General features: G+C 61.2%; 23 protein-coding genes and 1 pseudogene. 13 read left to right on the forward strand and 11 right to left on the reverse strand.

The features are described from left to right. Positions 1-23: 23 nt before the first annotated feature. The 4 genes from TU82_RS09865 to TU82_RS09880 all read right to left on the reverse strand — a co-directional run bounded on the left by TU82_RS09865 (position 24) and on the right by TU82_RS09880 (position 3,224). Entirely contained in the window at positions 24-956 is a 933-nt protein-coding gene (locus TU82_RS09865; protein WP_057723019.1) for a D-2-hydroxyacid dehydrogenase, read from the reverse strand. Positions 957-1,063: 107 nt separating this feature from the next. Beyond that, the gene (locus TU82_RS09870; RefSeq protein ID WP_057723020.1) at positions 1,064-1,357 is read right to left on the reverse strand and encodes a YcgL domain-containing protein; all 294 of its coding nucleotides are present in this window, start codon (positions 1,355-1,357) and stop codon (positions 1,064-1,066) included. Next, complete coding sequence (gene rnd / locus TU82_RS09875) at positions 1,354-2,487, reverse strand: ribonuclease D (protein WP_057723021.1); 1,134 nt, start codon at positions 2,485-2,487, stop codon at positions 1,354-1,356. Before rnd ends, TU82_RS09870 begins: the two co-directional genes overlap by 4 nt. Positions 2,488-2,624: 137 nt before the next feature. Beyond that, positions 2,625-3,224: a class I SAM-dependent methyltransferase gene (locus TU82_RS09880; protein WP_057723022.1), complete on the reverse strand. Its 600-nt coding sequence runs from the start codon at positions 3,222-3,224 to the stop codon at positions 2,625-2,627. Between the two features lie 165 nt (positions 3,225-3,389). On the opposite strand from TU82_RS09880, the gene TU82_RS09885 reads away from it, so the two are divergent. The 3 genes and pseudogenes from TU82_RS09885 to TU82_RS09890 all read left to right on the forward strand — a co-directional run bounded on the left by TU82_RS09885 (position 3,390) and on the right by TU82_RS09890 (position 5,169). After that, positions 3,390-4,163: a transporter substrate-binding domain-containing protein gene (locus tag TU82_RS09885; protein ID WP_057723023.1), complete on the forward strand. Its 774-nt coding sequence runs from the start codon at positions 3,390-3,392 to the stop codon at positions 4,161-4,163. Next, a pseudogene (locus TU82_RS27790) lies at positions 4,151-4,273 on the forward strand (cyanase); the annotation flags it as partial. The gene TU82_RS09885 and the pseudogene TU82_RS27790, both read left to right, overlap by 13 nt. A gap of 56 nt (positions 4,274-4,329) precedes the next feature. Further along, positions 4,330-5,169: a cache domain-containing protein gene (locus tag TU82_RS09890; RefSeq protein ID WP_057723024.1), complete on the forward strand. Its 840-nt coding sequence runs from the start codon at positions 4,330-4,332 to the stop codon at positions 5,167-5,169. 196 nt (positions 5,170-5,365) lie between these two features. Here TU82_RS09890 and TU82_RS09895 read toward each other — a convergent pair whose 3' ends face one another. Both TU82_RS09895 and pobA read right to left on the reverse strand, forming a co-directional pair. After that, on the reverse strand, positions 5,366-6,868 hold the full coding sequence (locus TU82_RS09895) for an MDR family MFS transporter (protein WP_057723025.1): 1,503 nt from the start codon (positions 6,866-6,868) through the stop codon (positions 5,366-5,368). Positions 6,869-6,934: 66 nt separating this feature from the next. Beyond that, on the reverse strand, positions 6,935-8,128 hold the full coding sequence (pobA, locus tag TU82_RS09900) for a 4-hydroxybenzoate 3-monooxygenase (protein WP_057723026.1): 1,194 nt from the start codon (positions 8,126-8,128) through the stop codon (positions 6,935-6,937). Positions 8,129-8,307: 179 nt separating this feature from the next. Between pobA and TU82_RS09905 the strand changes: the two genes are divergently transcribed. Next, on the forward strand, positions 8,308-9,174 hold the full coding sequence (locus TU82_RS09905; RefSeq protein ID WP_057723027.1) for a helix-turn-helix domain-containing protein: 867 nt from the start codon (positions 8,308-8,310) through the stop codon (positions 9,172-9,174). Between the two features lie 175 nt (positions 9,175-9,349). On the opposite strand, the gene TU82_RS09910 is transcribed toward TU82_RS09905, so the two are convergent. Beyond that, on the reverse strand, positions 9,350-9,529 hold the full coding sequence (locus TU82_RS09910; protein ID WP_057723028.1) for a hypothetical protein: 180 nt from the start codon (positions 9,527-9,529) through the stop codon (positions 9,350-9,352). A gap of 100 nt (positions 9,530-9,629) precedes the next feature. Then, positions 9,630-10,535 (reverse strand): LysR family transcriptional regulator, encoded by a 906-nt coding sequence (locus tag TU82_RS09915; protein ID WP_057723029.1) that lies wholly within the window; start codon positions 10,533-10,535, stop codon positions 9,630-9,632. Between the two features lie 105 nt (positions 10,536-10,640). Between TU82_RS09915 and TU82_RS09920 the strand changes: the two genes are divergently transcribed. The 4 genes from TU82_RS09920 (at position 10,641) to TU82_RS09935 (ending at position 14,691) form a co-directional block, all read left to right on the forward strand. Further along, positions 10,641-11,507, forward strand: a complete 867-nt coding sequence (locus tag TU82_RS09920; protein WP_156421656.1) for an MBL fold metallo-hydrolase — start codon at positions 10,641-10,643, stop codon at positions 11,505-11,507. Positions 11,508-11,542: 35 nt separating this feature from the next. Next, complete coding sequence (locus tag TU82_RS09925) at positions 11,543-12,157, forward strand: NAD(P)-dependent oxidoreductase (protein WP_057723031.1); 615 nt, start codon at positions 11,543-11,545, stop codon at positions 12,155-12,157. A 273-nt stretch (positions 12,158-12,430) separates the two neighbouring features. Further along, on the forward strand, positions 12,431-13,618 hold the full coding sequence (locus tag TU82_RS09930) for a cyanate transporter (protein ID WP_057723032.1): 1,188 nt from the start codon (positions 12,431-12,433) through the stop codon (positions 13,616-13,618). A 137-nt stretch (positions 13,619-13,755) separates the two neighbouring features. Continuing rightward, positions 13,756-14,691 carry a LysR family transcriptional regulator gene (locus TU82_RS09935; RefSeq protein WP_057723033.1) on the forward strand — a complete coding sequence of 312 codons (936 nt, stop codon included), beginning with the start codon at positions 13,756-13,758 and terminating at the stop codon, positions 14,689-14,691. A gap of 8 nt (positions 14,692-14,699) precedes the next feature. Here the strand turns inward: TU82_RS09935 and TU82_RS09940 are convergent, their stop codons facing one another. Both TU82_RS09940 and TU82_RS09945 read right to left on the reverse strand, forming a co-directional pair. After that, on the reverse strand, positions 14,700-15,062 hold the full coding sequence (locus TU82_RS09940; RefSeq protein WP_057723034.1) for a 5-carboxymethyl-2-hydroxymuconate Delta-isomerase: 363 nt from the start codon (positions 15,060-15,062) through the stop codon (positions 14,700-14,702). A 51-nt stretch (positions 15,063-15,113) separates the two neighbouring features. Further along, entirely contained in the window at positions 15,114-16,037 is a 924-nt protein-coding gene (locus tag TU82_RS09945) for a LysR substrate-binding domain-containing protein (RefSeq protein WP_057723035.1), read from the reverse strand. Positions 16,038-16,314: 277 nt separating this feature from the next. Here TU82_RS09945 and tcuC point away from each other — a divergent pair, with 277 nt between their 5' ends. Both tcuC and TU82_RS09955 read left to right on the forward strand, forming a co-directional pair. Then, complete coding sequence (gene tcuC / locus TU82_RS09950; protein ID WP_057723036.1) at positions 16,315-17,622, forward strand: MFS transporter; 1,308 nt, start codon at positions 16,315-16,317, stop codon at positions 17,620-17,622. Further along, positions 17,619-18,377, forward strand: coding sequence for a substrate-binding domain-containing protein (locus TU82_RS09955; protein WP_057723037.1), 759 nt, complete (start codon positions 17,619-17,621; stop codon positions 18,375-18,377). The genes tcuC and TU82_RS09955 overlap by 4 nt, the downstream gene beginning before the upstream one ends. Here the strand turns inward: TU82_RS09955 and TU82_RS09960 are convergent. Further along, a complete protein-coding gene (locus TU82_RS09960) occupies positions 18,369-19,271 on the reverse strand; it encodes a LysR family transcriptional regulator (RefSeq protein WP_057723279.1) in 903 nt (300 codons plus the stop codon). The two genes, TU82_RS09955 and TU82_RS09960, sit on opposite strands and share 9 nt — an antisense overlap. 210 nt (positions 19,272-19,481) lie before the next feature. Between TU82_RS09960 and TU82_RS09965 the strand changes: the two genes are divergently transcribed. The 3 genes from TU82_RS09965 (at position 19,482) to TU82_RS09975 (ending at position 21,186) form a co-directional block, all read left to right on the forward strand. Then, positions 19,482-19,886 (forward strand): ribbon-helix-helix domain-containing protein, encoded by a 405-nt coding sequence (locus TU82_RS09965; protein ID WP_082631998.1) that lies wholly within the window; start codon positions 19,482-19,484, stop codon positions 19,884-19,886. Then, positions 19,883-20,185: a type II toxin-antitoxin system RelE/ParE family toxin gene (locus tag TU82_RS09970; RefSeq protein WP_057723038.1), complete on the forward strand. Its 303-nt coding sequence runs from the start codon at positions 19,883-19,885 to the stop codon at positions 20,183-20,185. The genes TU82_RS09965 and TU82_RS09970 overlap by 4 nt, the downstream gene beginning before the upstream one ends. Before the next feature lie 149 nt (positions 20,186-20,334). Then, the gene (locus tag TU82_RS09975) at positions 20,335-21,186 is read left to right on the forward strand and encodes an STAS domain-containing protein (protein ID WP_057723039.1); all 852 of its coding nucleotides are present in this window, start codon (positions 20,335-20,337) and stop codon (positions 21,184-21,186) included.

Below are 21,186 nucleotides of genomic sequence, written 5' to 3' on the forward strand. Positions count from 1 at the left end.
CACATTTTTTTTACCGCGTTGTGTCAGTAACCGCGTTCGAAATCCACTTCCCCGCGCAGGGCTTGTTTGGCCTGATACGCCCGCACGTTCTGCACGAACAACTCCACCATCATCGACGGCGAGGTCGGTGCCGAGCTGTGCCCGGTCAGCAACAAGCCCCACGCCGTCCAGAACGGGTGGCGTTGCGGCAGCGGCTCCTGGCGGCACACGTCGATCACGGCGCCGGCCAGGTGTCCCTCTTTGAGGGCTTCGACCAGATCGGCATCCACCACCGCCACGCCGCGTCCGACGTTGATAAACAAGGCGGTCGGCTTGAATTGCTTGAACAGTGCGGCGTCGTACAGATCATGGGTTTCAGGGGTGTTGGGCAGCAGGTTGATCACGTAATCCACCTCACCCACCAGTCGGCCCAATTGATCGAGCCCGACGACTTCGATAAACGGCGCCTGCTCGCGGGGCTGGCTGGCGATGCCATAGAGCTTGACGCCAAACGGCAGCAGGAACTGCGCCACACTCTGGCCAATATCCCCGGTACCGACCACCAGCACCTTGCGCCCGGCCAAGCTCTGGCCCTGGCGGCTGTCCCACTTGCGCTCCACCTGGCTGACCAGTCGCGCCAGCACTTCACGTTCGTGTCCGAGCATGTAGGTCAGGACGAATTCGGCCATGACCTGGCCAAAGATGCCGACCGCGCGGGTCAGGCGATAATCGCGCGGCAGACCTTCGGCCAGCAGTGGCGTGATACCAGCCCAGGTCGACTGCAGCCATTGCGGATGATGGCCCTGGCGCAACAGCGTCGCCAGCAGGTCCGGCTGGCCCAGCCACACCGGGCAATCGGCGGCCAGGCGCGAGAGTTCGGCCGAGTCGCCGCTGGTCAGTACTTCAAGGTCCGGCGCGGCGTCGCGAAGCAATTGGGCGTACAGCGGGTGATCCTGTTCAGCAATCAGAACACGCATGGTTCAAACCTTTCAAAAACAGTGCAGACGGCCGCCCGCATCCTTACGGCCACCGTCCTCTAAGACAATTCCATTCAAGCCTGCGCCTTGACACGGGCGCTGATCGATCACATCGGGTCGTTGCGGCGCAGCAACTCTTCAGGCAGGTGCTCGATGTACTCATCCTCGGCGGGCGGCATTTGCAGGTGATAGCCCTGCTTGTCGAGGTTTTCCAGCACCACGGCGATGTCCTCGCGCGACAGTTTGCGCTCGGGTGTCAGCACCATGTCGAAGGCGTGATGCGGCTTGCCGAAGGCGACCATCAACGGCTCCGGCACTCGCTCCAGGGCGTCGCTCTTGAGGACATAGAGGTACATGCCGTCTTTTTTCAAGCTGCGATAAATCGAGCAAATACGTTTCAAGGCTGTTCTCCGGCACTGGACAGGCTGTCGAGCAGCGCCTGGCCCATCAATTCGCGACGCCAGCCACGCAGCGAATCGGGTAATTGGTAAGGCCCATCGGGATAGCCACTTTTAACCAGGGCTTCCAGGGTTTTCTTGCGCAGCATCAGTTCCGGCGCCATGTCCAGGCGCTCGGCGAACGTCTGGCCCAGGGCGCGCAGTTGCTTGATCAGCGCGGCGGCATCGACCGGCAGCGGTTCAGGCACGGCGGGCGGCCATTGGTCCATGGGCACGCTGCCTGCGCGCTTGATCAGGTCGAGCAGGAACTGGCCATCCTGACGCACGGTGCGCGGGTGCATGTCTTCGATCTTGCCCAGGGCAGCGAGGTTATCCGGCTGGGATTTGGCCAGGGGCCATAACGAGTGCTCACGAATGATGCGGTTGCGCGGCAGGTCACGGGCGCGGGCCTGCTGCTCGCGCCAGGCGCACAGTTCACGCAATACGGCGAGCTGGGCGCGGGACAGTTTCCACGCCAGCTTGGCGTCGCGGTAGACCTCGTACGGGTCGACTTCGCGGCGCAGGTTGGCCACCAGTTCGGCACCGTCTTCCAGTACCCAGGCGTATTTGTCATCGTTCAATTTCGGGCGCAGGCGGATGTAGACTTCGGCCAGGTGCACGGCGTCTTCGGCGGCATAGCTCACCTGGGTTTCGGACAATGGCCGCTGCAGCCAGTCCGAGCGCGTCTCGCCCTTGGGCAGGTCGATATCAAGCACCGCCTGTACCAGTCGCGAGTAACCCATGGAGAAGCCGAGGTTCAGGTAAGCCGCGGCCAATTGGGTGTCGAACAACGGCACAGGCAGGCTGCCGGTCAGGCGCAACAGCACTTCCAGGTCTTCGCTGCAGGCATGCACCACCTTGATCACGCCCGGGTTTTCCAGCAAGGCGGCCAAGGGTTGCCAGTTGTCGATGGTCAGGGGATCGATCAGGTAAGCGCGCACGCCATCACCGATCTGGATCAGCCCGGCAATGGGGTAGAAGGTGTCGACCCGCATGAATTCGGTGTCGAGGGCGACGAATGGCAACTGCTGCCATTGGGCGCAATGCTGGCCGAGGCTATCGTTGTCGCAGATCCAGTGAATATCGATGGCCACACGGCTCTCCCTTGAAGAATGGCGCGCAGTATATATCGCGAAAGGGACTTGCGAGCATCCGCAGTGCACAGGCAACCACGAAAACTCAGACAGAAGATGAAGAATAATCCGACAGGCGGAAGTTATCCCCTCTGAAGTTATCCCCTCTTACGCAGGACGTAGACACACCAGAGTTTGGAGCCGGGCAGGAACTCCCGATGATTCAAGACCTTGAAGCCGGCCTGGCGAAACTCCTCTTCAACCGGCGTACGTGCGTCCACGGACACAATCACGGTGTCGCGGCTGACTCGGTGGAATTCGCGCAGCAATGCCAGGCGCACCTCGGTATCGGGCGCATGGCGAAACAACTCCAGGCAGAAGATGCAATCCACCGCATTGGCCGAGAGACCAATGGAAAACGCCGAGCCGGGGAATGTCTTGACCCGCTTGAGCAATGCCGCCGGGTGATGGGTGCGGGCATGGTCGAGCATCTGTGGGGAATGGTCCGACGCGAGGATCACCCGATTGACGTGCTCTGCCAGCACCGGCCAGAACCGCCCGGAGCCGCAGGCCAGGTCGAGGATCAATCCGGGCTCCCCGGCGACCTTCAACGCATGGCGCACCAACCGCGCATCGCGCCACGCGGCCAGGCGCTGCAACAGCCCAGGCGGACACGCGTCACCACAGACCCTGGCATGCTCACGGTCATAGCGCTCGGTGAATTCGGTCTCGATGGAGGATGGAGGTTGTGACGACATCGCGTGCTCATGTGGATATAGCTGAAGTGAACGACCTTGATCGGCAGCTTAACCACCGCAACGTGAAAAAAAGGTCGAAAGCCGCAGCGCCGTAATCCGGCACCTTGCCACCCTGCCCCGCGCTGGAAATAATGACCGCCCGACCTGCCCCAAGGACTCGACCGCATGAAAGCTCCTCTGGCCCTGTGTGTACTGGCGAGCGTGGCAACCACCGCCCTGGCCGATCCCGGCCCGTCACGCCTGGACGAAGTTATTCAGCGTGGCACGCTGACGGTGTGCACCACCGGCGACTACATGCCTTACACCTCGCTGCGTGCCGATGGCCGCTACCAGGGCATTGATATCGCCATGGCCGAGTCCCTGGCCAAGAGCCTCAACGCGACAATCACCTGGGTGCCCACCACTTGGAAAACCCTGATGCCGGACTTTCTGGCCCAACGCTGCGACATCGCCGTAGGCGGCATTTCGGTGTCACTGGAGCGCCAGAAAAAAGCCTTCTTCAGCCAGCCGCTCGGTGTTGACGGCAAGATCCCGCTGGTGCGCTGCGCCGACGTGCAGCGCTACCAGACCATCGAGCAGATCAACCAGCCCCAGGTGCGCGTGATCGAACCGGCGGGTGGCACCAATGAGGCGTTTGCCCGCGCCCAACTGGGCCGGTCGCAGATACGCCTGCACGACAACGTGAGCATTTTTGACGAGCTGCTGGCGGGCAAGGCCGACGTGATGATCACCGACGCCAGCGAAGCGCGTTACCAGCAAAAGCAAAAACCCGGGCTGTGTGCGGTCAACCCCGAGCGGCAGATGCAGTACAGCCAGAAAGCCTTCCTGCTGCCGCGCGACGATGTGGCGTGGAAAAGCTATGTCGACCAATGGTTGCACCTGAGCGTGGCCACCGGAGTGTATGACGGCATTGTCAGTCAGTGGCTGGCGGCGCCTTGATCAGCGCGATCGATTTCAAACTGGACATCAAGAAAGTCGAAGACCCGGAGGGCGGCTCCCGCGCGGTGATCCCCCTGAACGGCAAATATCTGCCGACCAAACCCTTCTGATCGTTCGCCGAACCGTCTACGCTCTTGTCATTCCAACAAGACCGAGGGACGGGTAGATGAACACACTGCTGCGACTTACCTGGCTGCTGCTGTTGTGCGGCAGCCAGGTGCACGCCGACACGGCCAGTGACGCGGACGCTCAAGCGGCCAAAGCGTTGCTGGAAAAGGCCCTGGTTTACTACCAGAACAATGGCGACAAGGCATTGGCCGCTTTCAGCCGCCAGGGTGAGTTCATCGATCAGGACCGCTACGTCTTCGTGGTCGACACCAAAGGCGTGCTGCTGGCCAGTGGCGGCCCCTCCTCGGCCTTGATCGGTCGCGACGTGTCCACGGTGCTCGGACCTGAGCTGCGAGACTCGTTCAAACACGCCATCGGCGCGCCCGAAGGCCAGGGTATCCAGCAGGCCGACTATCGCTGGCAGAACTGGAATGACGGCAAGGTCGAACACAAGCATGTGTTTTACCAGCGGGTGGGCGAGCGCATCCTGGCGGTCGGCTATTACCTGCCACGGGCCACACCGGAACAGGCGCGGGCACTGCGCAACAAGGCGGTGAACGCGCTGGTGAAGGATGAAGCGGGGACGCTCAAGGCGATCAACTCATTGGCGGGTGGTTTCCTGCAGGATGATCTCTATGTATTCGTGGTTGACCTGGATACGCAGCGCTATGTGGCGCATGGCACCGATCTGCGCTTGGTCAATACCGATTTCGCCAAGGTCAAGGACCCGGACGGCAGGCCTGTCGGGGAACCGATCCTTGCGTTGATGGGCGAGCAGGATCAGGGCGAGTACAAATACCGCTGGAAAAACCCGGTGACCGGGAAGGTTGAGAATAAGCATGCTTATGTGCGCAAGGCGGGGCATTGGATGGTGGCGGTGGGGTATTACAGTCCCTGATTCGTCTGGCGAGTACCTATCCTGCCGCGGTAACGGATATGTACGCTGTTGGCTTTGTGTGGGAGGGGGCTTGCCCCCGATGAGGGACGGTCAGTGAGTGCATCAGGGACTGATACACCGCCATCGGGGGCAAGCCCCCTCCCACATTTGGATCGCGGACCGGCAAATGATACCGGTCGGCTCTAAGGCCGCCGCGCTAACGCCCCCGCAACACCCGATCAGGCATCGCAATGGCCGCCACCAGCCCCAACACCGACACCCCCGCGCTCACCACCAGCAAATGCCGAAACGTCACCGCCAACTCCCCGCGCAACGCATCCCGGGCCGCCCCCGGCGCAGCATTGAGCCCATCGAGCAGCACATTGCCCGAGCTGCCCTCGGTCACCAGCGCACCACTGGCCAAGTGGGCAAAACTTGCATCCTGCAACAACGCCAACAGCAAGGCCGACATACATGCCACCCCCACCGCCCCGCCCAGGGAACGGAACAGGTTGGTGGTGCTGGTCGCCACCCCAATATCGCGCTGTTCCACCGAGTTCTGCGTACCCACCAACGAGGTCGGGAACTGCATGCCCGCGGCGATCCCGCACAGCAGCATGAACAACGAGGTCAGCCCGACTGCCTGGGGGGCGCTGAAGGCCATGCCGAGAATCGCCAGGGGACTCAACACGGCGCCACCGAGGATCATCGGTTTATAACGGCCGGTCACTGACGTCATACGCCCGGCGAAATAAGCGCCCATCGGCAAGCCCATCGCCAGAGGCAGCAGGTGCAGCGCCGCGCTGTCGGCACCGGCGCCGGTCACGCTCTGGTAACGCAGGGGCATCAGCACGGTCAGGGAAATCGCCTGGAAGCTGGTGATGAAAATCGTGCACCAGCACAAGACCGCGCTGCGGTTGACGAACAAATGCATGGGCAACAGCGGTTCGCGCGCGCGGCGTTCATGCCAGACGAACAGGCTCAGCGCCAACAGCGCACAGGCCAGCAGCCCGAGCACCTGGTCGTCACGCCAGGCACGGCCCTGGCCGATTTGGGTGATGCCAAGCAACAAGGCGGTCAGGCCGATGATCATCAGCACGGTGCCCAGGTAATCGATGACCGGCTTGCGCTGCGGCACCGGCAACCCCACCAGGGTGCGATGGGCCACATACCAGGCGACCGCGCCCAGCGGCAGGTTGATCAAAAACACCCAGCGCCAGGACAGGTACTCGGTCATATAACCGCCCAGCACCGGCCCGGCGACGCTGGCCACCGCGTACATGCTGCTGAAGTAGCCCTGGTAACGCCCGCGTTCACGGGGCGCGATGATGTCGCCGATGATCGCCTGGCTCACCGAAATCATGCCGCCGGCACCGATGCCCTGGATAATTCGCGCCAGCACCAGTTGCTCCATGCTGTGCGCCATGGCGCAGAACAGCGAGGCAACGGTGAACACGCCCATGCCGATCAGCATCATCGGCCGCCGCCCATACAGGTCACCGAGCTTGCCGTAGATCGGCACCGCCACCGTCATCGCCACCATATACCCGGAGATCACCCAGGCCAGCAGGTTGACGTCATGGAACTGCGCGGAAATGGCCGGCATTGACACGGCGACAATGGTCTGGTCCAGGGCGCCAAGAAAGATCGCCAGCATCAGCGCGGCGAGAATGCTGCGCACGGCAGGAACGGTGGGAGCAGGTTGATTGAAATGGGTCACGGCAGAACCTTCGAGCAAGGCCCGCAGGCAACGGCAGCCTGCGGAAATGCCGAATACGATAGCAGGCTATTCGATAGCCTCGTAAGGAAGCCCGACGTAATTTTCCGCGATGGTTTTGCGCCCGGCCTCGGAACCCATGAAGTAGTCCAGCTCGCTCTCGGCAATGCGCTGGGTGAAGCCATCCGCCTGGGGAAACTGATGCAGCATAGAGGTCATCCACCAGGAAAACCGTTCGGCCTTCCACACCCGCCGCAGGCAGATGGCGGAGTAGCGCTCGAGCAATTCCACACGCCCCTCGCCGTACACCTTGAGCAAGATCCGAAACAATGTACTCACATCACTGGCCGCCAGGTTCAAGCCCTTGGCCCCGGTAGGCGGCACGATATGCGCGGCATCGCCAAGCAGGAACAGGCGCCCGTACTGCATCGGTTCCACCACGAAGCTGCGCAGCGGTGCGATGCTTTTTTCAATCGACGGGCCGGTGATCAGTTGTTCAGCCAGCTCGAGCGGCAGACGGGTCTTGAGCTCATCCCAGAAGCGCTCGTCCGACCACTCGGCCAACGACTCCTCTGCGGGGACCTGCAAGTAGTAACGGCTACGGGTCAGCGAACGCATGCTGCACAGCGCAAACCCACGCGGGTGCGTGGCGTACACCAGCTCCGGGTGCACCGGCGGCGTATCGGCAAGCACGCCCAGCCAGCCGAAGGGGTAGATGCGCTCGAACACCTGCAGCGCCTCGGGTGGAATCGACTGACGGGCCACGCCGTGAAAGCCGTCACAGCCCGCGACGTAATCGCACTCAAGGCGAAAAGCCTGGCCCTGATGCTCGAAGGTCAGCCAGGGTTGATCACTTTTGAGGGCATGGGGCTGCACGTTCGAGGCTTCATAGAAGGTTGTGGCGCCGGCAGCCGCACGGGCCGCCATCAGGTCGCGGGTGACTTCGGTCTGGCCATAGATCATCACCGACCGGCCACCGGTCAGCGCCTTGAGGTCGATGTGCGTGAGTCGACCATCGCGCGCCAGGGCGAAACCGTCATGCACCAGGCCCTCGGTGTCCATACGCCGGCTGACGCCGGCCTCGCGCAGCAGGTCGACCATGCCTGGCTCCAGCACCCCGGCGCGGATGCGGCCCTGCACGTGATCGGCGCTCTGGCGCTCCAGGACAAGGGTCTGAATGCCTGCATTGTGCAGCAGTTGACCGAGCAGCAATCCGGAAGGACCGGCGCCAATAATGGCGACTTGGGTTTTCAGCGTTTTCATTATTTTTATGGCCTGCTGGCTTCACCCGAACCGAACGAGTGAAAGAGTTGTCATTGACGTGTAGCTGACATTTTTCACGTGTACGAGCAGCATAAGAAGGTGAAAACTGCTTCAAAGCCTGCGCTTTTTGCCAATCGGGGCGATTACCGCACCACTATCCTGAGTATCGGATTGAAAACATGACCAACACCGCGATTCCGGTCTTCAAGCTGTACGGGGAAAGCCAGCAGTGGCCGACCCCCGATTTGTTGCACTGCGAAACCATTTCCCGGCGCAGTCGGGAATACCAGTGGGAGATTCACCCCCACCGGCACGCGGACCTGTGCCAGTTGCTTTACGTGCATAAAGGCCAGGCACATCTGGAAATCGAAGGCCAGCGCACCACGCTCAACGAAGCGAGCCTGCAAGTGCTGCCGCCGCTGTGTGTGCACGGTTTTCGCTTTTCCGAAGATGTCGAAGGTTATGTGGTGACCCTGTCAGCGCCGCTGGTCAGCCATTTACAAGCGCAACTGGGCAGCACGGTCGATGGCCTGCACACCCTCGGCAACTACCCCGCAGGCAAGGACAGCGACTACCTCAACAATCTGTTCGTGCGTTTGCAGGACGAATACGCCGACGAACAACCGGCACGGGACATGATGATGCACGCCCTGGTCAGCGTGCTGCTGGTGTGGGTCAGCCGCCAGGCGATCCAGCGTCGTCACCCCAGGACACCACGCAACCGTGAGTATTTCCGGCGCTTTACCCAACTGGTCGAACAGCACTACCGCGAGCACCCAAAGATTGAAGACCTGGCCCACAAACTGGGCATCTCGGTTTCTCATCTGAATGGGACATGTCGGGAGTTGGGCGGGCAGCCGGCGTTGCAGATCATGCATGACCGCCAGTTGCTGGAGGCCAAGCGTTTGCTGACCTACACCAGCATGACCATCAATGAGATGTCCGAGGTGCTGGGGTTTTCGGACCCGACGAACTTTTCGCGACTGTTTCGCCGCCGGGTGGGATTTTCGCCAAAGGCATTTCGCGAACAATTGAACCAGAGCTGAATGTGGGAGGGGGCTTGCCCTAATACTGTAGGAGCGAGCTTGCTCGCGAAAAACGTCAACGATAACGCGTGCTTCCTGAATGAACGCGGTGCCTGTGAGTTCTTCGCGAGCAAGCTCGCTCCTACAGGCATCAGGGCAAGCCTCCTCCCACACTGGATTTGCGGTGCTTTGAGCATCAACGCAGGGCGCTGAAGCTGCCGGTGTGCGGGACGCATTGGTTTTGGTGGCAACTGATGGCGAACGCTGCCGGCTGCATACGCGTTTGCTCAACGCGATAGGCAGCGGTTCCGTAGAGCGCCGTAGCCAGCGCGCACAGGCTGAAAATCGTCAGGTATTTTCTGGTTTTGATGCTCATGGCACAGACCTCCGAACGGATCTACGGGGTGCTGTTTTAAGCATAGGTCAGTTAGGGCAAGTTGCCATGATTGCAGGCCATTCAGCGCGCTTATACCGCTTCAGAGACCGACATCCCACTCAGGCTCTTCGGGAAACCGTTGCACCAGGAAATCCAGCAGGCTGCGCAACGCCGAGGGCATATGTTTGCGTGAGGCGTAGACCGCGTAGATATTCATCTGCCGTGGCTGCGCATCCGGCAGCAGGCGCACCAGTTTGCCACTGCGAATCAGCTCACCGGCCTCATAGCTGGGCAGCATCGCCACCCCTGCGTCGGCCAGGGTGATGCGCAATAAAGTACCGGCCTCGTTGGCGGTGATATTGCCGTGCACCGCGACCGACACATGTTCACCACGCTCTTCGAAATGCCACAGGCTCTTGCCAAAGTAGGAGTGGGTCAGGCAGTTGTGCCGGGCCAGGTCTTCAACTTTCTGCGGTGCCGGATGCTCGCGCAAATAGGCCGGCGTGGCGCACACCACCGAGCGGCACACCGTCAGGCGTCGGGCGATCAGGTTCGGGTCCAGGTCATTGCTGGTGCGAATCGCCAGGTCGATGCGCTCATCCACCAGGTTCACCGTGCGGTCGAGCATCTGCAGATCGACCGTCACCAGCGGGTAGCGTTTGACGTACTCGGCAATCGCGGCACCCAACTGCGCCTGGCCGAACGAGGTGCTGACACTCAGGCGCAACAGGCCACGCGGGGCTTCATCGGGCTCGCTGACGGCGGCCTGCATATCACCACACAGTTCCAGCAATTGCCGGCAACGCGGGAGGGTCTCACTGCCGGCGGCGGTGAGGCTGAGCTTGCGCGTGGTGCGGTGCAGCAGGCGTGCGCCGACCCAATCCTCCAGCTCGGCCAGGTAACGCGAGACCACTGGGCGCGACAGGTCCAGATGATCGGCGGCGGCGGATTGGCTGCCCAGGTCCACCACGGTGACAAACACGCGCATTGCTTGAAGACGATCCATGATTTGCCCGATTTCAGAAACAAACTATGTTCAAGCATCGCATTTTTTGTGGTGTTTCATGCAACTAAGCTCTGTCCACCCTTAGCGATGGCAGGAGCTGCCCCGATGTTCTCGACTTTCAAACGCTTGACCCTGGCGACTGCCGCCCTGGCCTTCACGGCGCAGGCCCTGGCGGCGGACTTGAAACTTGACGTGTACAACCCGGGCGAAGCCGCAATCTTCCCGGTCAGCTCTGTACTGGTCAGCGGCGCCAGGGATGCGATCCTGGTGGACGCGCAATTCGGCAAGGGCCAGGCCGAGCAACTGGTGCAGAAAATCCGCGCCAGCGGCAAGCACCTGACCACCATCTACATCAGCCACGGCGACCCGGACTACTACTTCGGCCTCGACACCCTGACCGCCGCCTTCCCCGACGCGAACGTGCTGGCGCCACAACCGGTGGTCGACCATATCAACGCCACCGTCGCCGGCAAGCTGGCGTTCTGGGGCCCGAAAATGGGCGCCGACAAACCGGCCAGGACCGTCGTGCCGCAGGCGCTCGAGGGCCGCAGCCTGACGCTGGAAGGGCAACAACTGGACGTCATCGGCCTGGACGGCCCGCAGCCGGATCGCAGCTTTGTGTGGATTCCGTCGATCAAGGCAGTGGTCGGTGGCGTGGTCGTCGCGCAAAACATCCACGTATGGATGGCCGATACCCAGACCGCACAGTCCCACAAGGATTGGCTGGCCACCCTGCAACGTATTGAAGACTTGAAGCCGAGCACCGTGATCCCGGGCCACTACCTGGGCACGCCATCGCCTGCTTCGGTTAAGTTCACCGCCGACTACATCAAGGCCTTCGACACCGAAACCGCCAGGGCCAAGGATTCCGCCGCCCTGATTGCGGCCATGAAAAAGCGTTACCCGAACCTCGCCGACGAGAGCTCGCTGGAGTTGAGCGCCAAAGTCGCCAAGGGCGAAATGAAGTGGTGACTGGTTTTAAACCCTGACCTTTACTGGAGAACGTCATGAGCAAGATCGCAATCATTGGTGCCACCGGCCGTGCCGGTAGCCAACTGCTGGAAGAAGCGCTGCGCCGTGGGCACACCGTCACCGCCATCGCGCGCCATACCGACAAACTGGCCGTACGCCCGAACGTCACGGTCAAACCAGTGGATGCGCTGGATGCCAATGCCCTGCAACAGGCCATCAGCGGCAGCGATGTGGTGGTCAGTGCTGCCCACTTTGCCACCTTGCCCGCCAGCGCCGTGATTGGCCCGGTCAAGAAGGCCGGAGTGAAACGCCTGTTGGTGGTGGGTGGTGCCGGTTCGCTGCTGTTGCCGGACGGCAGCCGCGTGATCGACAGCGAAGGGTTTCCGGAGGAGTACAAAGCTGAAGCCAGCGCAGGGGCGGCGTTTCTCGATGTGCTGCGTCAAGAGCAGGCACTGGACTGGACCTTCCTGTCGCCGTCGGCCCTGTTCGATGGCACCGAGCGCACCGGCAAATTCCGCCTGGGCCAGGATCATTTGCTGGTGAGCGATGACGGCCAAAGCTCGATCAGTTTTGCCGACTTCGCCATCGCCATGATCGATGAAGTGGAAACGCCGAAGCACTCGCGTCAGCGCTTTACCGTGGGCTACTGATACATCGGGAGCAGTCCCTAATGCCAGTCTGTAGGAGCGAGCTTGCTCGCGAAAAACTCACAGGCACCGCGTCCATTCAGAAGGCACGCGTTATCGTTGACGTTTTTCGCGAGCAAGCTCGCTCCTACAAAAGCCTTAAGGCTTGTCCCCTCCCATATTTGAATTTTGCCGTATCCGGCGCCTGCAATTTTTCAATAGCGCCAATGATTTTCTCATTTGCCCGCCCTCCCCCACCCATGGCCTGATTCGCCCTTGTTCACCCAAGGCAGGCCCATGCAAAACGTTCAGGTAAAACCCAGCACCGTCGTATGGCTGATGATCAGTGTGGTACTGGTCGCCCTTAACCTGCGCCCGTCGATGGCGGCCGTGGGGCCCTTGCTGTCGTCGATTCGCGCTGATGTGCCGCTCAATTTCAGCGGCGCGGCGTTGCTGACCATGCTGCCCGTCATGAGCATGGGCCTGGCGATGTTCTTTGGCATGGGCCTGGCTCAGCGCTTTGGCGAGCACCGCAGCATCGTGGTGTCGCTGCTGGTGATTGGCGTGGCGACACTGTCGCGGTTGTGGCTGGATTCGGCGCTGGAACTCATCGTCAGCGCGATGGCGGCAGGGGTCGGGATCGCGCTGATCCAGGCGGTGATGCCGGCGCTGATCAAGTCGCGCTCGGGTGATAAGGTTTCAGTGTTCATGGGCCTGTATGTCACCGCGATCATGGCCGGCGCCGCGCTGGCCGCGTCGTTTGCGCCGTTTGTGCAAGTGCACACCGGCAGTTGGCGCATCGGCCTGGCGATATGGGCGGGGCTGGCGCTGCTCGCGCTGGTGTTCTGGTACGCCCAGCGCTCGGCGTTACCCGCCGTGCCTCAGGTCGACAGCGGCCCGCAGGTATCCTTTTTCCGCAACCGTCGGGCCTGGTTGCTCGCACTGTTTTTCGGCCTCGGCACGGCGTGCTACACCTGCGTGCTGGCGTGGCTGGCGCCGTATTACGTCGAGCAGGGTTGGAGCGAGCAGCATGCCGGTTTGCTGCTGGGTTTGCTCACCGCCATGGAAGTGGTTTCCGGCCTGGCAACGCCCGCCATCGCCAATCGCCGCCGGGACAAACGCGGCGTGGTTGCGGTATTGCTGGTGCTGATCATCATCGGCTTCGGCGGCCTGATCCTCAGCCCCCGGCAGTTGAACCTGCTGTGGCCGTGCCTGCTCGGCCTGGGTATCGGCGGCCTGTTCCCAATGAGCCTGATCCTGTCCCTCGACCACCTCGACAACCCGCGCCGTGCCGGCGGCCTGACCGCGTTCGTGCAGGGTATCGGCTACCTGATCGCCGGCGTGTCGCCACTGATCGCCGGGATGATCCGCGACCAGTTGGGCAGCTTTGAGGGGGCGTGGTGGTCATTGGCGGCTGTGGTGGTAGCGATGCTGCTGATGGTCACGCGCTTCAATCCAGTGCATTACGCGCGGCATATCCGCTGAGGTCGTGTTGCAAACACTATTTGTCCCACTCAAAACATAGAAGAGTCCTACAGAGCTTTCTATTGGTACGAGCGTTCCGTTAACATTTTGCTCAGTCTTGTACTGAGTTCGGTACAAAGGGTTTACGGACGAAACCGATGCTAAACAGTAACTTGCTCAGAAAGCTCGATATGCAGGACTTGATGGTGTTTGTCGCTGTCTACGACCAGAGCAGCGTTACCGATGTGTCCGAAACGCTGTTCGTCAGCCAGTCCACCGTCAGTTACAGCCTGAAGAAGCTGCGCACCAGTTTTGAAGACGAGTTGTTTATCAACACAAGGGCGGGCATGCGTCCGACCTCCAAAGCCACCACGATGTACGGCCACGTGCAGAAAATCCTTGAAAGCATCAACCTGTGCCACGCCGGGAACCAGGCCTTCGACCCGACCCGCAAGGCCGTGACCTTCAATGTGTGCGCCCCGGAATACTTCGAACAACTGATCCTGCCGCGCCTGCTGAAAAACTTCGACCGCGCCGACCTGCCGGTGAACGTCAATGTGCACAAGCTGGAAGCCGACATTCCCGCCGACGACTTGCGCGAAGGCCGCCTTGACCTGGTGATCTGTTTCGGCCCGAACTTTCACCGCGCCCATAAAGACTTCAAGAGCCAAATGCTGCTCGAAGACGACCTGGTGTGCGTCTTCGACAAACGCTCGGCGCCGCAGGAAGCGGCGTTCAGCCTGCAAGCCTTCGTCGAGCGGCGCCACGTGTTTCCCACGCCCTGGACGTCCGCCACCAACATGATCGACGGCTGGCTGGCGCGCCAGGCGCACAAACGCCAGGTGATCGCGCGGGCCAACAGCTACGGCGCGGCGTTGAAGATGATCAGCGGCACCGACTTCATCGTGACCCTGCCGCGCCGCGTGCAAAAGCTGCTGGCGTCGACCTCGGCGTACGGGTGCTGCGAAGCCCCGCAGGGTTTGCCGGGCTTCACCCTGGAGATGCAGTGGAACGAAACCAGCGAACAGGACAGCGCCAATACCTGGTTTCGCGAGCAGGTCGTCAAGGTGTGCGCGGATCAGGGGCTTGTATAGGCGCGGGGTCAGCCAATCGCCACTTTGCTGTAGGCATCGCGATCCATATCACGCAATTCGACGCTCAGTTGCACCTGCACACCCTCGGGCCACGGGCCCAGGTCCTGCAGCACCGCCAGCAGGCTTTGCGACAGTTGCTGCTTGGTCTGCGGCGAGCGCCCGCTGAGCAATGCCAGGCGTGCCGCGACAAAACCCCGCTCATTCAAGCCGGTGCCTACACGAAAGTTCTCCACTTTCAGCGCCCGGCTCTTGATGTCGAACTCGGCGCCAAACTGACCGGAAGCCACCAGCGCATGGTTGAGGCGCAACAGAGCCTTGTCGGTGTCCAGTTGCGTCAGGTTGGCGGTGTATTCGAGGTGCAGATGCGGCATGGGTTTCTCCGAGTTTTTTGTAGGAAAAGTCTTGAATATACACCACGGGCTTTACACCGCGAGCGCAAGCCCTCGATCACTCATGAACGCCTCCAACCGCGAGCGCATCCAGCGTTCCGCCGGATCGGTGTCGACGTGACTGAGCCAGACCATCGACAAGTCCAGGGTCGGCGTTTCAAACGGAAACGCCTCGCAGAACAGGTTCCCGCCGGCGGCCATGGCCTGGGCGGTGTAGTCCGGCAGGCTGGCGATCATGTCAGTGCCGGCGAGCAATGCCGGCAATGAACTGTATTGGGGTACCGACAGCACCACGTGCCGCTTGCGCCCGATCTCGGCCAGCCACTCATCGGCAAACCCGGCCACGTTGGCGGTGTGGGACACCAGCACATGGGGCCGTGCGCAATATTCGTCGAGGGTCAGCGGTGTGTCGGACGCATCGGCGCGCAACAGGCAAGGCCGGATATGCCGCAGCAGCTTGCGCTTGGCATTCGCCGGCAGGCCGCGGGTCTGGGTGATGCCGACGGTGATATCGCCGGAAGCCAGCAGGTCGGGAATGCGCCAGTAATCCACATGCTGCACCACGAACACCACCTGTGGCGCTTCCTGGCGCAGCGCCCGCAGCAACGGCGGCAGCAGGCCGAACTCGACATCATCGGACAGGCCGATACGAAAGGTCATGGTGCTGATGGACGGGTCGAAATCATGGGTCAGGCTCAAGGCAGACGACAGTGAATCCAGGGCCGGCGACAAGTGCTGGATGATTTCCTCGGCGCGCGCGGTGGGCTCCATGCGGTGGCCGACGCGGATGAACAACGGGTCATTGAACAAAGTGCGCAGACGATTGAGCGCCGAACTGATGGTCGGCTGGCCGAGAAACAGCTTCTCCGCCACCCGGGTCACATTGCGCTCGAGCATCAGCGCTTCGAAGACCACCATCAGGTTGATATCGGCCTTGCGTAATTCATTGCGATTCATCGGCGCCCGCCCCTTCCCCAAGACAAACCGCAGTTTAGAAAGGCAAGGGGGCGGCGTCTATGTGGGTCGAAGCATCGGTTTGTCAGTGGGAGCCCACTCCCACCGTTGAATCGCGTTGGGCTTGAAATGAAGTTTTCCAGTCACGGGCGCCCCGATTGATAGCTATCACGCATCAATCTATCCAAATTTGTCACTTATCATTTCTAAATGTGTCAGCCACTATCCCCAGTCTTAAGCGAAACAAGCACTTTAAAAAGAACGCTGGAGACACAAAACCATGACTAGCCCTTCCCGGCCTGCGGCTGCCCACTCGAAAGTAGGCGCCGTACTGCGCGTTACTTCGGGCAACTTCCTCGAACAGTTCGATTTTTTCCTGTTCGGGTTCTATGCCACCTACATCGCTGCTGCCTTCTTCCCCGCCGCCAATGAATTCGCGTCATTAATGATGACGTTCGCCGTGTTCGGCGCTGGCTTCCTGATGCGGCCACTGGGCGCCATCATTCTGGGTGCATACATTGACGACGTGGGTCGCCGCAAAGGCTTGATCGTGACCCTGTCGATCATGGCCAGCGGCACCTTGCTGATCGTGCTGGTGCCCGGTTATCACACCATTGGCCTGTGGGCACCGTTGCTGGTGCTGCTGGGTCGCCTGTTGCAAGGCTTCTCGGCCGGTGCGGAACTGGGCGGTGTGTCGGTGTACCTGTCGGAAATGGCCACGCCGGGCCGCAAGGGCTTCTACACCAGCTGGCAGTCGGGCAGCCAGCAGATCTCCATTGTGGTCGCCGCCGCACTCGGCTATGGCTTGAACGTATGGATGGAGCCGGCCGTAGTGGCTGATTGGGGCTGGCGCATTCCGTTCGCCGTGGGTTGCGTGATCATCCCGTTTATCTTCGTGCTGCGCCGTAACCTGCAGGAAACCGAAGAGTTCGCCAAGCGCAAGCACCGCCCGACCATGCGTGAAGTGATGGCCACCCTGGTGAAAAACTGGACCGTGGTCATTGGCGGCATGCTGATGGTGGCAATGACCACCACCGCGTTCTACCTGATTACCGTGTACGCACCGACCTTCGGCAAGACCGTGCTGCAACTGAGCACTTCCGACGCCCTGCTGGTGACATTGCTGGTGGCGGTGTCGAACTTTGTCTGGCTACCGATCGGCGGCATCCTGAGCGACCGCTTCGGCCGCAAGCCGGTGCTGATCGCCATGACCGTGCTGACTGTTCTCACGGCTTATCCAGCGTTGTCCTACGTGGTCAACGCGCCAAGCTTTGCACACATGCTGGAAACGCTGCTGTGGTTCTCCTTCCTCTACGGCATGTACAACGGCGCAATGATCCCGGCGCTGACTGAAATCATGCCAGTGGAGGTGCGCGTGGCAGGCTTCTCCCTGGCCTACAGCCTGGCGACCGCCGTCTTCGGAGGCTTCACTCCGGCGATCTCGACCTGGTTCATTCACATCACCGAAGACAAGGCTTCGCCCGCCTACTGGATGATGTTCGCTGCGCTGTGTGCCCTGTGTTCCACCCTGGCGCTGTATCGCCGCGCCAACACCCGGGGCCAGGTCATGCAGGGGGCTGTGCAATGAAGCCGCTGTTCAAAACCCTCACCGCCTTGGTCCTTGGTGCCCTGGCGCTGTCAGCCCAGGCTGAAGAACTCAAAGTGATGACCTCCGGCGGCTTCACCGCCGCCTATAAACTGCTCGGCCCGCAATATGCCAAGCAAAGCGGTGACACCCTGGACACCATCCTCGGCCCGTCCATGGGCAAGGCGCCCGAAGCGATTCCCAACCGCCTGGCCCGTGGCGAACACGCCGATGTGGTGATCATGGTCGGCTACGCCCTGGATGAGCTGATCAAACAAGGCAAGGTCGACCCCGCGTCCCGCGTGGAACTGGCGGATTCGCGAATTGGCCTGGTCGTGAAGGAAGGCGCGGCAAAACCTGCGATCAACACGGACGCCGAACTCAAGGCCGTACTGAGCAAGGCCAAATCCGTGGCGTATTCGGACAGCGCCAGCGGCGTGTATGTCGAGAAGGAACTGTTCAAGAAGCTCGGCATGCCGGCCAAGGGCACCATGATCGAACGCGTACCGGTGGGCGAACAGGTGGCCAAGGGTGACTACGAAGTCGGCTTGCAGCAGGTGGCGGAACTGTTGCCGGTCAAGGGCGTGACGTTTGTCGGCAAGATCCCGGAGGACGTGCAGTCCGTTACGCGTTTCGCGGCGGGCATTCCGGTCAATGCCGAACACCCGCAAGAGGCCAAGGCGCTGCTGCAGTTCATGGCCTCGCCCCAGGCTCAACCGGTGGTGCAATCCACCGGCCTGGACTCGGTGTCACGCTGACCGAAACGGCATCTCCCGCACCAACCGCTCCAACTCCAGCGCCGCCGGCGGCAATGTCCGCCCGCGGCGCTTGATCAAGCCCACATTGCGCATCACCTGCGGCTCCACCAGCGGCACACTCACCAGAATCGGGTGCTCACAGGCCGGCATCGCAATCGACGGCACCATCGCCACGCCCAACCCCGCTTCCACCAGCCCGATCATCGTGGTCACGTGGTGGGTCTCGCAGATACTCGGCTTTTTCACCCGCACACCGCGCAGGGCCTGGTCCAGCAGGAAGCGGTTGCCCGAGGTTTTATCCACGCTGATGTAGTCATGCTCGTAGGCTTCGGTCCACGTCACGCTCTCACGGGCGGCCAGCGGATGGTCACGACGACAGGCCAGCACATAGCGCTCCTGCAGCAACAGCTCGAACTCCACTTCATCGGCCAGGCTGCCGCTGAAACTCACGCCAAAATCCGCCTCGCCACTTTCCACCGCATTGCACACCTCGCCGGCACTGGCATCCAGTACCCGCAGGCGAATCTTCGGATACAGCTTGTGGAATTCGGAAATGACGTGGGGCATGAAGTAATACGCGGTGGAGGGCACACAGGCGATGGTGACATTGCCCATGCGCGTGGACGCGACGTTACTGATGCCCATCAAGGCGATGTCCAGGTCGTCGAGCATGCGTTCGACCTGAGGCAGGAATGCACGGCCGACCATGGTCAGGCTGACCCGCCGTGTGGTGCGTTCGAACAGTTTCACATCCAGGGCGGACTCAAGCTTTTCGATGCGCCGGCTGAGCGCGGGTTGGGAAATTCGAATGGCCTCGGCGGCACCGCGAAAACTGCCCTTGTCTACTACGGCGCGGAAGGCCTGGAGGTCGTTGAGGTCGAAGTTGATGATCACGGGAGGCAGGCCAGGATGGACGATGTGGCGGGCATTATCATATGGGAGCGGGCGGGACGCCATGCGGGCCGGTCCGGGTCTGCGGACATATCCCCGTTACACATATGAAGTCATACATATCAGCAGGTTATCGTCTTCCTACGGCCACGCGATTGCCAAAACGGGTCAATACTTGCGACCTGACCTACTTAACGGGAGCTGTAACACCTCATGGAAACCCATTCATTCTGGGCAGACGACGAAACGCCGGATATCGGCATCGATCTGTTGCTTCTTGCATCGCGCCAATGGTCCAGTAGGATTGAATCCTACCCAGACTCGGCGGACCTCCAGATGCGCTCGACCCAACAAATGAGCATTACGTTGCCCATTGAAATGGCCACCTTGGTCAAAGCCAAGGTCGCCTCCGGTGAATATGCCAGCGAAAGTGAAGTGATTCGCGATGGCCTGCGGGCTTTGCTGGCGCGCGACCGTGCCATGGAAGACTGGCTGCGCGACGAGGTGATGCCTGCGGCCGCTGCCCTGAACGCGGAGCCTGACCGGGCGTTGTCCACCGAGCAGGTTCGCGAACACATGGCAGCCAAACGCCAGCGAAAAAACCCTGGCAAACCGTGAGCTACTCGGTGGTTTTCGCGCCGCAAGCCCTGGCGCATCTTGATGCCCTTGAAGACTTCATCAGCGATGCAGCCTCCGCGGCAGTGGCTGCACGCTTTGTCGACAGCCTCATCAGCCACTGTGAAAGCTTTTCTCTGTTTCCCTTGCGTGGCACGCGCCGAGACGACCTGCTGACTGACTTGCGCATCACGCACTACCGACACAGCACCGTCATTGCATTCACGGTGAACACTGCGAACAAAACAGTGTCGATCCTCGGCGTGTTTTATGGCGGGCAAAGCTATGCAGGGTTGCTTTAGCCTCGGCAAGTTGATGCGCGGGGTCCAATGCGTTCGGCGCGGCCGAAACCTGCGCAACTTTGATACGAAAAGCCTTCGAAATACTTCTAAATCCTACAGTTTAGTATAAATTGCGTGCAGCTCATTCAAGGCACTCAAGGAGGTTACCCGTGGCAACTCTGCAAACGAACACAATCCAGGCGCTGCATGAAAATCGTATCGCTCTCCTTGACGAATGGAACACCAGTCTCGAGGCCTCGGGTGCAACGCGTAACGTGAAGGTCGATGATGTCAAACAGCAGACTCGTGAATTCCTCGGGCTGCTGAGCGCCGCCTTGCAACAAGGTGGCTCGCAAAATACCAACCACGAAAACTGGGCGGAAACCCGAGTGTTCCTGGAGAAACTGTCCCACAGCCGTGCCCTGGCCGGCCAGGACTCGCAACAGACCGCCAGCTTCATCTTCGCCCTCAAGGGTCCACTGTTTGCGTTGCTGCAACGCGAGTACGCCGAGCAACCGGCGCAACTGGGCGAACAACTCTGGGAAATTTCCGAGCTGCTCGATGCACTGGGCATGCACACCATCCGCACCTTCCAGAAATCCCGTGAGTCGGTGATCAAGCGCCAGCAGGAAGAACTGCTGGAACTCTCCACGCCGGTGGTCAAGCTGTGGGATGGCGTACTGGCCCTGCCGATGATCGGCACCCTGGATTCGCAACGCACCCAGGTCGTGATGGAATCGCTGCTGCAGCGGATCGTCGACACCGGCGCAGAGATCGCCATTATCGACATCACCGGCGTGCCGACCGTCGATACCCTGGTCGCCCAGCATCTGTTGAAAACCGTTACCGCCATCCGCTTGATGGGCGCCGACTGCATCATCAGTGGCGTGCGTCCGCAAATCGCCCAGACCATCGTGCACCTGGGCCTGGACCTTCAGGGTGTGGTGACCAAAGCCAATCTCGCCGACGCATTGGCCTTGGCGCTCAAACGCCTGGGCGTCAACATCACCAAGGCTGTTTAA

Origin of the sequence: Pseudomonas orientalis (assembly GCF_001439815.1) — a bacterium.
GTDB classification, from domain to species: Bacteria; Pseudomonadota; Gammaproteobacteria; order Pseudomonadales; family Pseudomonadaceae; genus Aquipseudomonas; species Aquipseudomonas orientalis.

Excerpts from the sequence above, each read along its gene's own strand:
- TU82_RS09865 (WP_057723019.1), bottom strand. The coding sequence starts at position 956 with ATGCGTGTTCTGATTGCTGAACAGGATCACCCGCTGTACGCCCAATTG.
- TU82_RS09880 (WP_057723022.1), bottom strand. The coding sequence starts at position 3,224 with ATGTCGTCACAACCTCCATCCTCCATCGAGACCGAATTCACCGAGCGC.
- TU82_RS09885 (WP_057723023.1), top strand. The coding sequence starts at position 3,390 with ATGAAAGCTCCTCTGGCCCTGTGTGTACTGGCGAGCGTGGCAACCACC.
- TU82_RS09890 (WP_057723024.1), top strand. The coding sequence starts at position 4,330 with ATGAACACACTGCTGCGACTTACCTGGCTGCTGCTGTTGTGCGGCAGC.
- pobA (WP_057723026.1), bottom strand. The coding sequence starts at position 8,128 with ATGAAAACGCTGAAAACCCAAGTCGCCATTATTGGCGCCGGTCCTTCC.
- TU82_RS09905 (WP_057723027.1), top strand. The coding sequence starts at position 8,308 with ATGACCAACACCGCGATTCCGGTCTTCAAGCTGTACGGGGAAAGCCAG.
- TU82_RS09910 (WP_057723028.1), bottom strand. The coding sequence starts at position 9,529 with ATGAGCATCAAAACCAGAAAATACCTGACGATTTTCAGCCTGTGCGCG.
- TU82_RS09915 (WP_057723029.1), bottom strand. The coding sequence starts at position 10,535 with ATGGATCGTCTTCAAGCAATGCGCGTGTTTGTCACCGTGGTGGACCTG.
- TU82_RS09920 (WP_156421656.1), top strand. The coding sequence starts at position 10,641 with ATGTTCTCGACTTTCAAACGCTTGACCCTGGCGACTGCCGCCCTGGCC.
- TU82_RS09925 (WP_057723031.1), top strand. The coding sequence starts at position 11,543 with ATGAGCAAGATCGCAATCATTGGTGCCACCGGCCGTGCCGGTAGCCAA.
- TU82_RS09930 (WP_057723032.1), top strand. The coding sequence starts at position 12,431 with ATGCAAAACGTTCAGGTAAAACCCAGCACCGTCGTATGGCTGATGATC.
- TU82_RS09935 (WP_057723033.1), top strand. The coding sequence starts at position 13,756 with ATGCTAAACAGTAACTTGCTCAGAAAGCTCGATATGCAGGACTTGATG.
- TU82_RS09940 (WP_057723034.1), bottom strand. The coding sequence starts at position 15,062 with ATGCCGCATCTGCACCTCGAATACACCGCCAACCTGACGCAACTGGAC.
- TU82_RS09945 (WP_057723035.1), bottom strand. The coding sequence starts at position 16,037 with ATGAATCGCAATGAATTACGCAAGGCCGATATCAACCTGATGGTGGTC.
- tcuC (WP_057723036.1), top strand. The coding sequence starts at position 16,315 with ATGACTAGCCCTTCCCGGCCTGCGGCTGCCCACTCGAAAGTAGGCGCC.
- TU82_RS09955 (WP_057723037.1), top strand. The coding sequence starts at position 17,619 with ATGAAGCCGCTGTTCAAAACCCTCACCGCCTTGGTCCTTGGTGCCCTG.
- TU82_RS09965 (WP_082631998.1), top strand. The coding sequence starts at position 19,482 with ATGGAAACCCATTCATTCTGGGCAGACGACGAAACGCCGGATATCGGC.